This window comes from Helicobacter japonicus (genome assembly GCF_000762845.2).
In the GTDB taxonomy this organism is placed as follows: Bacteria; Campylobacterota; Campylobacteria; order Campylobacterales; family Helicobacteraceae; genus Helicobacter_C; species Helicobacter_C japonicus.
This window is the reverse complement of the sequence record NZ_JRMQ02000005.1, coordinates 20908-36886: the sequence shown is the minus strand read 5'-3', so window position 1 is coordinate 36886 and position 15979 is coordinate 20908. Positions and strand designations below refer to the sequence as shown.

Annotated in this window: 14 protein-coding genes and 1 tRNA gene; 2 read left to right on the top strand and 13 right to left on the bottom strand. The window is 36.6% G+C overall.

Features of this window, described 5'->3' with window-relative positions; genetic code table 11:
- Nucleotides 1–4: 4 nt before the first annotated feature.
- The 9 genes from LS65_RS04810 to LS65_RS04770 form a co-directional block, all read right to left on the bottom strand.
- The gene (locus LS65_RS04810; protein WP_034360963.1) at nucleotides 5–280 is read right to left on the bottom strand and encodes a putative Se/S carrier-like protein; all 276 of its coding nucleotides are present in this window, start codon (nucleotides 278–280) and stop codon (nucleotides 5–7) included.
- A gap of 29 nt (nucleotides 281–309) precedes the next feature.
- Complete coding sequence (gene serA / locus LS65_RS04805) at nucleotides 310–1890, bottom strand: phosphoglycerate dehydrogenase (RefSeq protein ID WP_034360964.1); 1581 nt, start codon at nucleotides 1888–1890, stop codon at nucleotides 310–312.
- Nucleotides 1891–1913: 23 nt separating this feature from the next.
- A complete protein-coding gene (locus LS65_RS04800; protein ID WP_034360967.1) occupies nucleotides 1914–2378 on the bottom strand; it encodes a hypothetical protein in 465 nt (154 codons plus the stop codon).
- Between the two features lie 16 nt (nucleotides 2379–2394).
- Nucleotides 2395–4047 carry a 30S ribosomal protein S1 gene (locus tag LS65_RS04795; RefSeq protein ID WP_034360969.1) on the bottom strand — a complete coding sequence of 551 codons (1653 nt, stop codon included), beginning with the start codon at nucleotides 4045–4047 and terminating at the stop codon, nucleotides 2395–2397.
- A 108-nt stretch (nucleotides 4048–4155) separates the two neighbouring features.
- Nucleotides 4156–4977 (bottom strand): 4-hydroxy-3-methylbut-2-enyl diphosphate reductase, encoded by an 822-nt coding sequence (locus tag LS65_RS04790; RefSeq protein WP_034360971.1) that lies wholly within the window; start codon nucleotides 4975–4977, stop codon nucleotides 4156–4158.
- 24 nt (nucleotides 4978–5001) lie between these two features.
- Nucleotides 5002–6309: a 3-phosphoshikimate 1-carboxyvinyltransferase gene (aroA, locus tag LS65_RS04785; protein ID WP_034360973.1), complete on the bottom strand. Its 1308-nt coding sequence runs from the start codon at nucleotides 6307–6309 to the stop codon at nucleotides 5002–5004.
- Between the two features lie 44 nt (nucleotides 6310–6353).
- Nucleotides 6354–7406, bottom strand: a complete 1053-nt coding sequence (locus LS65_RS04780) for a sensor histidine kinase (RefSeq protein ID WP_034360975.1) — start codon at nucleotides 7404–7406, stop codon at nucleotides 6354–6356.
- The gene (locus tag LS65_RS04775; RefSeq protein ID WP_034360977.1) at nucleotides 7390–7770 is read right to left on the bottom strand and encodes a rod-binding protein; all 381 of its coding nucleotides are present in this window, start codon (nucleotides 7768–7770) and stop codon (nucleotides 7390–7392) included. Before LS65_RS04775 ends, LS65_RS04780 begins: the two co-directional genes overlap by 17 nt.
- Before the next feature lie 25 nt (nucleotides 7771–7795).
- Complete coding sequence (locus LS65_RS04770; RefSeq protein ID WP_138129777.1) at nucleotides 7796–8839, bottom strand: flagellar basal body P-ring protein FlgI; 1044 nt, start codon at nucleotides 8837–8839, stop codon at nucleotides 7796–7798.
- A 123-nt stretch (nucleotides 8840–8962) separates the two neighbouring features.
- Between LS65_RS04770 and LS65_RS04765 the strand changes: the two genes are divergently transcribed.
- Both LS65_RS04765 and traF read left to right on the top strand, forming a co-directional pair.
- Nucleotides 8963–9040: transfer RNA gene (locus tag LS65_RS04765), tRNA-Pro, on the top strand.
- A 404-nt stretch (nucleotides 9041–9444) separates the two neighbouring features.
- Entirely contained in the window at nucleotides 9445–11196 is a 1752-nt protein-coding gene (traF, locus tag LS65_RS04760) for a conjugal transfer protein TraF (RefSeq protein WP_034360671.1), read from the top strand.
- A 32-nt stretch (nucleotides 11197–11228) separates the two neighbouring features.
- Here traF and LS65_RS04755 read toward each other — a convergent pair whose 3' ends face one another.
- From LS65_RS04755 to lolA, 4 genes are read right to left on the bottom strand one after another with little or no spacing between them, the layout of a single operon-like run.
- Nucleotides 11229–12182 (bottom strand): hypothetical protein, encoded by a 954-nt coding sequence (locus LS65_RS04755; protein ID WP_034360673.1) that lies wholly within the window; start codon nucleotides 12180–12182, stop codon nucleotides 11229–11231.
- Nucleotides 12183–12191: 9 nt separating this feature from the next.
- Entirely contained in the window at nucleotides 12192–13796 is a 1605-nt protein-coding gene (locus LS65_RS04750; RefSeq protein WP_034360675.1) for a bifunctional anthranilate synthase component II/anthranilate phosphoribosyltransferase, read from the bottom strand.
- Nucleotides 13793–15298, bottom strand: a complete 1506-nt coding sequence (locus tag LS65_RS04745) for a chorismate-binding protein (protein ID WP_034360678.1) — start codon at nucleotides 15296–15298, stop codon at nucleotides 13793–13795. The genes LS65_RS04750 and LS65_RS04745 overlap by 4 nt, the downstream gene beginning before the upstream one ends.
- 44 nt (nucleotides 15299–15342) lie before the next feature.
- A complete protein-coding gene (lolA, locus tag LS65_RS04740; RefSeq protein WP_034360680.1) occupies nucleotides 15343–15882 on the bottom strand; it encodes a LolA-like outer membrane lipoprotein chaperone in 540 nt (179 codons plus the stop codon).
- Between the last annotated feature and the right edge of the window lie 97 nt (nucleotides 15883–15979).

Here is a 15979-nt window from a genome sequence, read left to right as displayed (position 1 = left end):
AAAATTAGGAATATATTATATCGTGCTTAATATGTTTTTGTGCTAATAGGGTATGAATAGATTCTATAAACTCTGCTTTATTATCTTCTTGAGAATCCTCACTCCATTTTAGAAGCACAGCAAGATTGCAATTGTTGCTATATTCCCTAGGCGTAGGGACAAGTTCTAGGCTAAAGTTATATTCAGAAAGAAGGGGGGAACTTAGGATTCGTTGAGTGGCAAATGCGCTTGTTGAATCTTCAAAAATAAGATAAACCTGACAATGCAGAGAATCTTGCATAAGCCACCAAAAATATGTGATTTTAGGTTCTACAAATTAAGCATTTTCACATTAAGTGCAGCAGGTATTTCTCCAAGCTGTTTTAATGCTTCAGCAGGCACTTGAGAATCTACTAAAATAACTGCCATTGCCTCTTTATTTTGACGAGCAAGGCGGAAATCTGCAATATTAACTTTATGATTGCCTAAAATACTTCCCACAAGTCCTATTACACCAGGCACATCGGTATTTCTAAAGAGAATAATGCTTCCCTTTGGCTCAATATCAAATTGAAATTGATTAACAGAAGTGAGACGCAAATGCTTATCTTCAAATACCGTGCCACTAAGTGAAATACTCTCATTTTCTGTGCTTAATGTAATGCAAATACGATTTTTATAAGTATCACTCTCTTGTTTTGAGCAAACCTTCACATCAATACCACGTTCTTTGGCAACAAAAGGTGCATTTACATAATTAATCTTATCTCCTAAACTTGCATTAAGCGCACCTACAAGGGCAAAAGTTTGCAAAGAATCCGCATACTCACCCACTTCACCTTGTGCCTCTATATATATAGAAGTAATCACACCCCTATTCGCCTGTGCTGCCAAAAAGCCAAGTTTTTGCATAAGCTCAAAATAAGGCTTCATCATACTTGGCATTTCAGATTCTTTTATAGGGAGATTGAGTGCATTAGGATAGCTTGAGCCACGTGCTGCTTCAATAGCTGCTTCTGCTGCTTGAATAGCAATTTGCTCTTGAGATTCTAATGTATTTGCCCCAATGTGTGGAGTTACATAAACATTTGGCAAATCAAGCAGAACATTATCAATAGCTGGCTCTTTATTAAACACATCAATCCCTGCCCATTTGATTTTACCACTCTTAAGCGCATCATAGAGATCTTTTTCATTATACAAACCGCCTCGTGCGCAGTTAATCAAAATCACGCCATCTTTCATCTTTGCGATTTGGGCAGCCTTAATCATATCCTTAGTTTCAGCATTTTTAGGAGTATGAATAGTGATAATATCACAAGAGAGAATCTCATCAAAATTTTTCGTATAAGCGATGCCTAAATCAGTCGCTTTTGAAGCTAAAATATAGGGGTCATAAGCCACAACCTCCATCTCAAATGCCTTAGCACGAATCCCAACGCGAGAACCGATATTCCCAAAACCAATAATACCAAGTTTTTTGCCTTTAAGCTCAATACCATACCAATCCTCACGCTTCCATTTGCGCTCATTTTTAAGTTGTGCGTTTGCACCGGGAAAATTCCGCACAGAATTGATAAGATGAGCCATTGTAAGCTCTACTGCAGCAATTGTATTTGCAGTTGGAACATTCATCACGACAATACCTTTGCGAGAACAACCATCAATATTGACATTATCCACGCCCACACCAGCACGCACTACTGCTCGTATATTTCCAGAAGATTCTAAAAACACCTCATCAACATCGGTAGAGCTTCGTGTAATCACCACATCGGCATCAGCAATTTTAGTAAGTAACTCACTTTTAGGTAAAGAGGCGAGATTTTCCATTTGAATATCACTCTGTGTGCTAAGCAAGTCAAGCCCACTTTGATGGATATGATCACATACTATGACTTTATATTTCATATTCACTCCTTTTGTGGTTTAAATTATTGTATGCTAAATTCTAAACGATAATACTTCAAATCTGCCAAAAGCTTCTCATACATCGCTTCATCACTCACAAATACCATCAGCTTAAGCATATTTCCAGATTTGTAATAAGCAGATTCTATATTATTTTGTGCTAATACCTGCTTAACACAAGCAAATTTATATTCATCAAGGTCATCAATGCTAATAACTGAAGGGGTAACGCGTTTAGAATCTGTCGGAGCAAAATCAAAACGAATGCTAAGTTCTGTCGCAGGATAAGCATAAGGAAGCTCGTTACTATCAGGAACTAAACTAAGCCAATGCTCATCTTTATGTTCTACTTCACCACCTACTTGAGGGAGTGTCATAGGTTGAGCCTCAAAAGGTGGTGGAGCTGATATTTTATCTAAATGCAATACACCATAAATTGCCCCACCTATAACGATTAAAAGCCCTACAAGAAACGCAAGCTTTTTCATTATCTCTTACAATCTCCTATAAGCGATTTTTTAGCTTATCGCCGAGTGTCATTTTTTCTTCAGAGTTACTAAATGCCTTAAGTGCCTCTTTCTCTTTTTGTCTCTCGAGCTTTTTAACAGAAGCACGCACTTTATTATTCTCCTCATCAATATGAGCTATCACGCAAGAAATCTCCTCATCTAGCTTAATTTCTTCTTTTTTAAGTGGATAAATATCTTCATTACGAATAAGTGCTTCCATTTCATCGATTTTAACAAAAATACCAAAATCTTTTATATCTATTACTTTACCTTTCACAATCTCATCAACTTTATGTTTTTGTGCAAATTCTTTTGCTGGAGAGCGCAAGAGAGCTTTTTGAGATAAAGAAATTTTCTCATTTTCCTTGTCAATCTTAATAATTTTTACCTCTATCTCATCACCTTCTTTTAGCTTGTCTTTACACTTAATATTTTTATCCCAATATGCATCTTCATTATGAAGCAAACCATCGACACTACCCAATTTAATAAATGCACCAAAATCTGTCAAAGTAGCTACTTTGCCCTTAATAATGCTTCCAACCTGATATGCTTTAATAAATTGTGCAAAAGGCTTTTCAAGAAGTTTCTTAAGTGAAACACGCAATCTTCTGTTTTTTGTATCGATTTCAATAATCTCAACATCAATTTCTTGCCCTTCCTTGAGATAGCGAGAAGGATGCTTGATATTTTTATCCCACGAAATTTCTGAAATATGCAAAAAGCCTTCAATATCATTCCCTAAATCCACAAAAGCCCCGTAAGATTCAATATTGCTCACACTCACTTTAATAGCATAACCCACTTCAAGCTCTTTTTCTATTTCTGTCCAAGGGTCATCACTCAATGCTTTCATTGACAAAGAAAGTCGTCTCTTTTTTTCATCAAAACCAAGCACTTTTACCTCAACCTTATCACCTAGCTTGAATTTTTTTTCTGGATTGATAGGTCCCTTATGGCTAAGTTCAGTATAATGCACAAGTCCTTCTATACCTTCTACATCAACAAATATTCCAAAAGGAGCAATTTTTGTAACAATACCCTTTTGCACAGCATTATTTGCAAGGAGTTTATTACTTATTTCTTTACGTTTCTCGTCATCAATTTCAAAAAATCTCTTGCGTGATACAATAATTGAATTATTTTCTTTATCAATTTTGATAATAGCTACTTTGTAAGTTTTGCCTGCAACCTTAGAATCTTCACGAATAGCAGAATCTCTACGAGGCATAAATACATCTATGCCATCATATTCCATTATGTATCCACCCTTGTTTTTCTTTATCACTTTTGCTTCAATCACTTTATCCTTGTAATCATCTGCAAGCTGTGCAATTTTTTCGGCAACTCTTTTCATCTTTTGTGCTTTTACATATGAAGCAATTGGTCCTTGCCTACTGGGTGATACAAAAACTTCAATTTTATCATTTTTCTTAAAAAGCACATTACCATCTTTGTCAGTAATTTCAGAAACCCTAAGTTTTGCTTCACGTTTTTCATTTGCAATAGCTACCATTGCGTATTCATCACCAATTTCTACAATCTCGCCATTTTGTATTGCACCTTCAATAACCCTATTCTCACTCGCTTGAAGCAAACTTACAAATTCCTCTTCTCCTTCGACAGCATCACACAGATTCACTAACATCAATACCCTTTTATCTAAAAAATTAAAATCTAAAGCATTTTACCAAAGCAAACCTTGTCATAACTTAAGAAATGACACTCACTTAGAATAAAATCCCAACAAAAACTCCTAAATTTGCTCAATCTTGTCCTTTACATCTTTAATAATCCAATCAGGCGTAGAAGCACCTGCTGTAATGCCACATAGCTTCTTATCTCTAAACCATTGCATATCTAACTCATCTTTATCCTCAACCAAATAGCTGTCTTTGCAATGCTTTTGAGCAATCTTTAAAAGTTGCTTCGTATTTGAGGAGTTTTTACCCCCTACCACAACCATTACATCAACTTCTTTGCTTAATTCAAGCACAGCTCTTTGATTTTCAAAAGTCGCATTGCAAATTGTGTTAAAAATACGCACCTCATTCGCTCTAGAGACAAGAAAGGCAGCGATTTTGCCAAATTGTTCCGCCTGTTTAGTTGTTTGAGATACAAGAGCTACTTTGTTTTTCAAGGCATATTGAGCTATTTCATCAACATCTACCGCAATCACAACATCTTTTCCATAACTTGCTACACCTTTTACTTCTGGATGATCTTTATCACCAAAAATAATAATTTGATAGCCTTCTTTTGACATTTTTTTGACAATATTTTGAGGCTTTGTTACAAAAGGACAAGTGGCGTTAATCACATTATTACCACCCTTTTTTAGAATCTCCAAATCTCCCTTTGTAATACCGTGTGTGCGTACAATCACATCTTTATAACCCTGCACCTCCTGCAAGCTCTCCCCTAAATCTACACCAAAATTCTCTTTTAAGCGTCCTATCTCTTTAGCATTATGTATAAGCGGACCAAAAGTGATGGCACCACGATTTTCTTCTGCAATTTTAATAGCTCGCTTTACACCAAAGCAAAAGCCATACTTTTCAGCAAGTTTTATTTTCATTGAATATATCCTTTATTTACTATATCAATCCTCGTTGATATTTTCTACAGATGTGATTTGAGCCAAATAAGTAAGAAATTGTGGAAAAGATACATCAATACACGCACTATCTTGTATCTCCCCACCACATAAAAGTTGGGCTATGGCAAAACTCATTGCGATACGATGGTCTCCAAAAGAATCTACCCTTGCCCTCTTTAGTTCCCCACCACGCACACTGAATCCATCTTCAAATTCCTCACATTCTATCCCCATAGCACGTAGATTTGTAATTGTAGCGTGGATTCTATCACTCTCCTTAACGCGTAATTCTTTAGCATTAGCTACCCTTGAAGTCCCATTTGCCAAAGCAAAACAAATACTTAAAGCTGGTATTTCATCAATAAGCCACGCTATCGCATTTTCTACATTTACAGCTTTCAGGCTATTGCCATGCACTTCAATATCCCCCACTTCTTCATAAGAAGAACTATAAAAAGTATAGATGACTTTTGCACCCATAGATTCTAGAATCTTAAAAGCCTCAATACGTGTTTTGTTTAAAAGCACATTTTTAAGTTTTACTTTAGATTGAAGCACACACGCTGCTACCGCAAAATAAAATGCACTCGAAGGGTCAGCAGGCACTTTTATATGAAAAGATTCTAATTTTTTATGCGGTTGTCCTTCAAATATAACCTCATACTCTCCATTTTCTCGCTCCTTTGTGTGCATTTGCACTCCCATACCACATAGCATATTTTCTGTGTGATTACGACTTAAAAATGGTTCTATAAATTTTGATTGCCCATTTGCTTGTAATCCTGCAAGTATCATCGCACTTTTTACTTGTGCTGAAGCAATCTTGCTTGTATAGTTAAAAGATTCTAATTGCGCCCCTACAATACTTAAAGGTGCATAGGCACTATCTTGTCGCCCTACAATATGCGCTCCTATACTATTTAAGGGCTCAATTATACGTTTCATCGGACGTTCATTTAAATATTCATCGCCACTTAAAACAAAATGTCCTTTGATACCGCTAAGCAATCCCGCATAAAGGCGCATTCCTGTCCCTGCATTGCCACAATCAAGCACTTTGTGTGGCTCTTTAATCTCTTTTGGAGGAGTGAGTTTTAGCTTATTGGCTTTTTGCTCTACTATAAGCCCTAACTCACGTGCAATCTGTAATGTATGTAGTGTATCCTCCCCCATAAGATAATCTTCCACCTCACAAGATGTATGAGCTAAAAGCGCAAACATAACACTACGATGCGAAATTGATTTATCTGTAGCAATCCCCTCAAATTCACGCTCAAATCGCTTAGCAGGGGCAATTTTTGTAACACGCATTTTCTCTCCTCAAAATGAGCTAACGCATTATAACAGCAAGTTTATTAGCTTTTGGCAATTTTCACATAAAATATCTTTTCATCTTCACTCTCATCAAGCGAAATAGAGCCATTATGCGCATTCACAATCTGCTGACATAGTGCCAGACCCAAACCATTACCCTTAAGTTTAGTTGTTTTAAATGGCTCAAAAAGTATATTTTTGTCAGTAATGCTTTCTCCATTATCGCTAAAAATAAAACACCAATACTCACTAGATTCAGTAAATTTCACACTCACGATGCCATTTTCACACTCACCCTCTTCAATCGCATCAATCGCATTTGATAAAAAATTTTGTAACACCATACTAAGCAAATCAAAATCCGCGTAAATATTCACATCAGATTCTAATTCAAACACAAAATCAATAGGTTTAGAATAGGTGTAATGCTCCACATTTTGCATAAGTTCATTATGAAAATCCCTTAGGCTATGCGATGTGCGGTTTGCTTTCACACCCTTTGTCCAAAGTAAAGTTGTATTAATCAAACGCTCTACACGCCAAATTGCCTTTTTTATCTCTAGCACGAGGGGTTTAATTTGCATTTCACCCCGTTTTAAAAGCGTAGAAGTAAGAAGTGAGATAGAGCCTATGGGATTACGAATCTCGTGTGCAAGATGAGCAGAAATTTGCCCCATAGAAGCTAATCGCTCTTGTCTTTTTTGGTTTGTGATATTTGTCGCACTCATCACTTTTTTATCATTTTTTATACTTATTTGCAAGAGATAAAACTGCTCTTTGTAGGCTACCTCACTCTCGCATTCCTGTAAATGTGCAACATTTTCAAACATATCTGCAATTTTACTCGCCTCTGCATTTTGGTAAAACACACTACCATCAGATTCAAATACACAAATAGCTTGAGGAATAAGCTCAAGCACCCATTCATAAAGTGCCTTAAGACTATTAAAATCATTTTGTAGCTTAATAAACTCCTGCTCCGTGCCATAAGTGCTTTGGATAAGCGTAGCTAAAGATTCTAATAATACAGCCTTATCATCACTGCTTAAATGCTCTAAAATATGAGGATCTATGAGACTATTTTGATTGTCCATAAGGATTACGTGTCCCTTTGTGCGCAAGACTATCTATCCTGTTAGCTTTGCCTACATTTGCTTGCTCTTTAAGAAAGTTAAACAATAGCTCACTATACCCAAATCCTCCACTTAACTCCTGGCTTAATTGATCAATATACATAGAATGATAAATATCACTTCCTGCTTGTTTAGGATAGAGTGTTTCCTCATTTTTTATCGCATTTTCAAGCATAAATTTAAGCAATATAGATTCAAATTGATCAGTTTGCTCCTTGAGTGCTTTGTCTTCTTTTATCTCATTTAAACGCGCTTGAGAGAGTTTAGAATCTTGCGCTTTTTGATAGCTCATCATCGCCATAGAAGTATTTACAGAATTTATCATATATGCTCCTTTAACTTAAATTTTATCACATCACTTCAATATCAGCACGTAATGCGCCAGATTTTCTCATACTTTCAAGAATTGAAATCACATTACGTGGTGTTGCACCCATTCTTTGCAATGCTTTAACTACACTTGAAACCGTTGGTTTTGTGCCATTTGTGCTACTAATCGTGCCTTGAGCCCTACTCATCATTGTGCCATCTTCAAGCTTAATAGCTTCAGGGTCATCGGGCATCTCATCAGTAACCTTAATCGTAATGTCCCCGTGTGTTACAATCACAGGTTCAATTGTAATACCTACTCCCGCCACAATTGTGCCAGACTTTTCATCAATGACAATACGCTCTTTGTGTGTATAGTCTATTTCCACCTCTTCTACTAACGCTAAAAATTCTACCATACTTAGATTCTCTGGCTTTGTAAGCCTAATCGTGCGTGCATCAACCGCCACTGCAATAGCATCAGAAAAAACCTCATTTAAAGCTTGTTGAATCTTAATAGCATTCTGCAAATCAGAATTTTTAAGACTTAGCGTTGCACTTTGCTGATTGTAGAGATTATAGCTCACTTCACGTTCTACACTTGCTCCACCCATAATTGTTCCAGATAACGCACTCCCGCTCTCACCTAAGACAATATTGCCTTGTGCCAACGCATAAATATTCCCATCAACACCTGTAAGCGGTGTCATTATGAGTGTTCCACCAGCAATAGATTTTGCATCGCCAATAGAAGACACAAGAATATCAAGTTTATCACCTTGTCTTGCAAATGCAGGAAGATTTGCTGTTACCATCACTGCAGCAACATTTTTTGATTTAATATCATTTGCAGAAAGTTTCACATTAACACTCTCTAGCATATTTGCCACACTCTGCATAGTAAATTTTGAGCCACTCTTGTCTCCTGTGCCATTTAACCCTATCACTAAGCCATAGCCTACGAGACTATTCTCTCGAATACCTACAATTTGTGCTATTTGAGAGATTTTTTGTCCATAAAGAAAAGTTGAACTTGCCACTATCCCTAGGAATGCACACAATACGAATCTCACCATTTTACTCATACACGCTTCCTTGCCTTTATAAGTTTTACAATGTAAAAGCAAATTATATTCCTTAAAATCCCTTAGTCTCAACTCGGATTCATTAACAAAATTCGCTATAATAAAGCCCTTATCTTCTATAAACGGAGTATAGCGCAGCCTGATTAGCGCGCACCCTTGGGGTGGGTGAGGTCGTGGGTTTGAATCCCGCTACTCCGACCATTACGAAAATACTTCAAAATCTTAAATTATCTCTTGCAATATTTTATACTATCTCACTCAAATAACCTCTAAAACCTTTATTCTATGATATATGCTTCTTTTGATTTTGAGAGACAATCACGCATAATCTCATTAAGATTACAAAAAATACCACAAAATATTTTTTTAGTGGGGACAGATTGGAGACAGAAAAACTATATTATCAACACTGCTTGTTCTCTTATTATATTTTCTTTAATGTGATTGGGTTAATCTTTATATCTAAAAATTAAAGATATGGGAAATTTTATATAGTTTTTGGCAGATATTTAAGAAAAAAATCAAATTTTACATTTTACAATATAAAAAATGGCACGATTTTTTCTTATTTACAACATATAAATGTATTAGGAGCAGATAAAGCAATGTTGAGATATTTCACTCTATCAAGCCTATTAGTATTAGCAATAAGCACGAGTTTTAGCCTAGAGTTTGGCTCAATGGGGCAAGTATCTGCTGGTATGGGTGGAGCAGGAGTAGCACTTAAAGATTCTGCTTGGGGATTGTATTATAATCCTGCACTACTTGGAGCAGATAGACGTTCAAAGGCAGGTTATAGCTTTGGTGCGCAATTTAAAGAACAAAATCTCCTTCAAATGGCAGCAATTAATGTAGATAATCTTAACGACCTTCCAAATACGCTTAATGACCAACTTCTAAGCGGGAGTGGCAAAAGCGTAACGATTAATGGGACAATCATTGATGGCGCACTAGGTGGCGCACTCGATGCGCTTTTTCCAAATCCCCAAACTCCCGGCACAATTAGTGCAAGTGATTTATCAAATCTCCTTCAAGAGCTTGACCATACAACTGCTGCTTGCAACGATTTCAAGGCTTGTGCGACAACCATTAGTGGCAATATAAACTTAGCAAATAAACTTAAAGACAGACTCACCGATGCAGCAAATAAAGGTGGTAGCCCTTTGATAGGAGATATTATCTCTGGTATTGATGCAACTAAACTTGGTGATGTGCTTGATGGACTTAACACTGCAGGTGGCACAGCTGATGTTGCTGAAAAAATTTTAGAAAGTGCTGGCACTCTCACGATTAAAAAAGGTGCAGATTCTGTTATTGATAAACTTTTAAATGATTTTGGTGTTATTGATAGAGCAATGAAAGGCAATGATGTCGTGCTTAATACACAAAATGGCTTTGTCTTTCAATTTGCTGGAGACAAAAAGCAAAGACGGATAGAGAGTGATATTGTAGGGAGTATCGATATACAAGAGGTAGATACAGGACGCGGAGCCGTAGGCATAGGGCTTTTTGCTTCTGCATTTTCTAATGCTTCTGTGGCACTTGACCCAAATAATAATCAGCTTATTTTTGAGCTAGGTGGCAAATACTATACTGCAAATGCAAATGGAGATAGCGTCTCCCTAACATACGATGCAAACAAAAGTGACCTACAAGGTTCAGTTATGTATGACCAAGCACAGCATACACTTTATGCAAATGCTCTCGCACTCATAGAAATCCCCATAGGCTATGGACATACACTCTTTACACCTCTAGGCGATGTAAATGTTGGTGTAGCCGTGAAATTTATACAAGCCATAGGTTACGGACAGAATCTTAAATTTAGTGTGGGTAGTTTTCCTGAAGTGTCTTTTAATAAAGATGACACAGATATGGCACAAACTTTTGGATTTGATTTAGGTTTTCTCTATACGCCAAGAACAAACAAATCATTAAACTTTGGACTTGTAGTGAAAAATCTCAATGCGCCTGTTATTAAGCGCACAAATAATCTTGCAGACATCACACTTAATCGCCAAGTGCGTGCAGGTATAAGCTATAGCCTAATGAATTTCCTTACCTTTGCCTTTGATGCGGATATTATGCCTAATGATACTCTCTCTCTCTCAAGCCCAAAAAGTCAATATATCGGCGGAGGAGTAATGGCAAACTTCAAAATGATAGATTTTAGATTGGGAGCTATGCGAGATTTACGCTCAAATAGTGGTGAAGGCACAATACTTACCGGTGGTGTAAATCTCCTTGGATTCTTAGATATAGCACTTCAATATGGACTAGGACAAAACATTACCCTTTATGATGTGAATGTATCAAACTATATGAGTCTGCGTGTAGGTGGGCAGTTTAGCTTCTAGTTGGTAGCCAATTCAAACAAATTTGCTCATTTTTATTTTCCTAGTCTCTGCAATCTCTTTCTTGCTCCATCAAAGCCCATAAGTTCTATTTGTGAAGTGTGAATATAGCCTATGATTGCTTTATGCACATCTTTTATACGAGGTGGAAAATACAACACTTTTATCCATTTATCATTTGCATTATTAAAAGAAAATTTCTTATCAATCAAATACTGCCACGACTTGCGCGTATTATAAATACCAATAATCAATACATTTTCTTTATCTTTCGTATAAATGCGCTCTAAAATCTTACCATTTGGAGTTTCTCGCAGATTCACAAACTCATCTGTTACGCTTATCTCATAACCTCTTAGTCCTAGCATCAATACATTTTCATACGCGTCTCTATTACTTGGTTTTTCAGAGATTTTTTTGATAGTGAAATTTGACACATTGATTTTATCATAACTGCCACCATTACAAGTGTGATGCTCATATTTAAGTGCTACTAAATCGCTATGTGGCACAATATTTTCTGCACCATCACCATCAAATATAACACGTTCTTTTCTATTTTCTATTTCAAAACTCACTTGGAATCTCACCTCGCCAAGCAATCCATCTAAAAACCATTTGGGCAAAAGATTTTCTATTTGTTTTATATCCTTATCTGCCACACTTAAACGCGCGGTTTGTAAAAATGAAAAACCTCTTCTTTTTGGATAAAAGATTGAGGACATCGTTTCATTATCATCACATTCACTAGGTTCTATGTTCGCAAAAACAATCTCACCACTTAAGCTCAAAGGCTTTATAAGCTTATAATATGTATAGGAATCTCCTGCTGCGTCATTATTACCCTTGCAAAGTTGTGTATTGCAATTGAGCTGCCCCCAATTACAACCCTGCAAAAGCTTAAAATATGTAGAATCTATCTCATCGTTTGCCACCAAAAAATAAAAGCAAAAACAAGAACCCACAATAACCTTAACTAAACCCTTCATTAATTCCTACTATTGATTTGATAATCTCACAAACTCCTCTAGCACATCAAAAACGCGTTTAGATTCTATAATGTCCCTTGCTAAAAAATATCCCTCTTTAATACTTTCTGCCTTACCTGCAAGGTATAATGCTGCACCGGTATTAAGCGCAACAAGCTGTGTTTTAGGAGAACGTAATGATTGGGGCGAGGCAGAAAAAATATCGAGGCTAATGCGCTTATTTTCCTGCACATCTCCCCCACAAAGCTCTGTATAAGGGACAAAACTAAGCCCAATCTCACTTGGATTAAACACATAACTTTTAATCACACCATTATTAAGCTCTGTAATTTGTGTGGGTGCGCAAAGTGAAATTTCATCATAATAATCAAATCCGCTTACAACCATTGCCCTTTTTATACCCAAAATATCAAGTGCGCGCGCCATAATCTCGGTATATGCCTTATCAAATACACCAATAAATTGATGCGTAACATTTGCAGGATTTGAGAGAGGACCGATAAGATTAAAAGCTGTCTTAAAACCAAGCGAAGATCTTGCAGGAGCAGCAAAACGCATAGCAGCGTGAAACTTTTGAGCAAACAAAAATGTAATACCAATATTTTTATAAACATCAATACAAGTTTGCACCTCCATATTGATATTTACGCCAAGTGCGCTTAGCAAATCTGCTGAACCAGACTTTGAAGTAATCGCCCTGTTGCCGTGTTTGATAATCTTTACTCCAGCAGTTGCAAGAAGCAATGCACTTGTGGTAGATACATTAAAGGTTTTATGAGGAGAGCCTCCTGTGCCTACCATATCAAGACGCACCTCATTGCTTAGTGGTAAAGGAAAGGCAATGGCTTTTTTCTTCAATACACTTGCAAATCCCGCTAATTCCTCTGCATTCACACCTTTAATCTCAAGGCTTGTCAAAATACTGCCAATTTGTGCATCGCTCATATTACCCTCTGTGATTTCGTCCATCACATCATAGGCTTGTTTAAAGCTAAGACTTTCACCCTTTAGAGTGCTTTTGAGATATTGCTTGATAGGAATAATCTCACGCGTATAGTGCAAGAAATTTAAAAGCATTTTCTCACCCTCAATTGTGCCAATAGATTCAGGGTGGAACTGCACACCCACAAGATGATGAATCTTGTGCTCAATCGCCATAATTTCTCCATCTTCACTCCACGCACTCACCTCAAGGCAATCAGGCAGTTGATGAGATTTACCCACAAGTGAATGATAGCGCACAATAAGCGTTAGCGGAGTGATATGTCTAAAAAGCCCTTTTTGATTATGATGAAGTGGCTCAACTTTACCGTGTGCAATATTTTTAGCATTGACAATATCCATACCAAAAGCCGCCATAATCGCCTGATGTCCTAGACAGATTCCTAAAATTGGATACACACCTTGAAACTCCTGCACGATTTGGATAGAAATACCCGCTTCTTTTGGTGTTTTTGGACCCGGACCGATAATGATATATTGAGGATTGATTTCCCTTATCTCTTCAATGCTAATTTTATCGCTTCTTGCTACTTTAATAGGAAAACCAAAACGATAAAAAGCTTGATAAATGTTATAAGTAAAAGAATCATAATTATCAATAAGCAAAATCATTTTTTATCCTTTTGTATGCCAAGCATATCAAGCTGGGAACGAACTTTATTTTGTGTTTCAATATATTCCACACTAGGAATTGAATCCTGCACGATTCCCGCACCTGAACGCATATAATATATACCATTTTGATATACTGCGGTGCGAATAGCAATAGCAAAATCCATATCTTCATCATAAGTAAAATATCCTATTGCCCCACCATATATACCTCTGGCGTGAGATTCTAAAGATTCAATAGTTTTAATTGCTTGTATTTTTGGCGCACCACTAAGTGTCCCTGCAGGGAAAACAGATTTAAACACATCATTTTTAGTAAAATGTTTAGAATCTAGCTCACCTTGCACTTCGGATACAATGTGCATAACGCGCGAATATCGCTCAATTTTATTACGTGCTAAAACTTTCACTCCTCCACCCACACTCACTTTACCCGCATCATTACGCGCCAAATCAAGCAACATTAAATGTTCTGCTTTTTCTTTTTCATCATTTAAAAGTTCTTTTTCAAACTCTAAATCTTGTGCCACACTCTCTCCCCTAGGGCGTGTGCCTGCGATTGGGCGAAGTGTAAAAAATGATTTGTCCTGTTTAGTTTTAAGTCTTAACATAATCTCCGGACTAGCCCCAAGTATAATAAAGTCATCAAAATCATAATAAAACATATAAGGACTAGGATTTTGATGTCTAAGATTCCGATAGGCTTGAAGTGGGGGTAAAGAAGAGCGGATAGACATATATTGACTTGGCACACATTGGAGCAAATCCCCTGCATAAATAGATTTTTTGATTGTCTCCACCATAGTTTCATACTCACTTTGACTTGTAGCACTCTCAATGATATATTCATCTGCATTATGCGCTGAATGAGGAGTGAATGAAGTTTGAGGGAGATTCTGTAATCTTGCAATAATATGCTCTATGCGTTCATTCACATCTATACTTTCTTTTTCGTGCGCATAGCCCACACTCACAATATGCAATCTATCAAAAAGATGGTCAAAAATTAAAAAATCTCGCCCAAAGATAAAGGCACATTCTGGTGCATTATAAAGCGGTGGATTGCTAAAAGTTACCTCCTCAATCTCGGCAAAAAACTCATAGCCGATATACCCTGCTCCGCCAAGAGGCAAGGGCAAATAGGCTGGAATCTTGTCAGTAGGATTTGGTGCAAGAGTGCGTATAAATGCAAGAGATTCTAAAAAACCCACTTTATCTACGGACGATAAGAGAGAATCTAAAAATGTATAATCTGCCAACGCTTCCTGTAATGGTATTTTTTGCTCTTGATAAATAAGAAAATATATGCTATTTTCTTTATAGATTCTAAAGGCTTCGTTTAAAATTACAATAGAAAATCTATCCTTGCCGGTTTCATTATATGCAGATTCTAAAAGCACTTTTGCATTTAACCCTCCAAGCACTGCTAAGGGTGTAAGGTTATCGCATAATATCTCTTTGTGAGCAATTACCGCCTTATGTGTATTAGCAAAATCAAACATCAAATACTCCTTTTATACTATCACTTGCCTTTATAGTAATCTCATTAGCGTGTGCTTATCTCGACAATCTCAACGCCTTTTGGTGGAGAAAAATGAAAAACTTTATCATTGATTGTGCCATTTATTTTAACATTACTCAAAGTCAAAATACTCTTTGCTCCCATAGAATCTATAAAAACTATGCGCTCGGGCTTGTTATTTTTATCAACAAAAAGCGTGTATTCTATGCCTTCAATAGTTGTATGATAACTTCCATCTGTTTGTTTTTTGGCAGATTTTAAAATAGATATAAAATCGCTCTTTGTCCTTAATCTTGAGTAACTCACCTGTTCAAGACTTGGCTCATAAATCATCACCTCATTATCAATCATATAAATTTCCTTTTTAAGAGGTATTTGATAATCCCATCTTGCTTTGTTTGGCGATTTACCCAAAATCTTGCCTCTATAAAACATATCCATACCATCTTCATTTTCAATGCGCTGTTCAAAATCAGCCTCTATGCTTTGTATATTCTCACCCCACGCAAAAGCTACTTCACAAAAAGCAAAAACAAGTATAAAACACATTCGTAGAATACACATTTATCTATTCCTTTATGTCTATCTTAAAGGATAGAGATTGTAGCAAAACTCTCTAAAAATGTGCTAAAATTACACGCAATTTTTTCTAAAAGGCTTA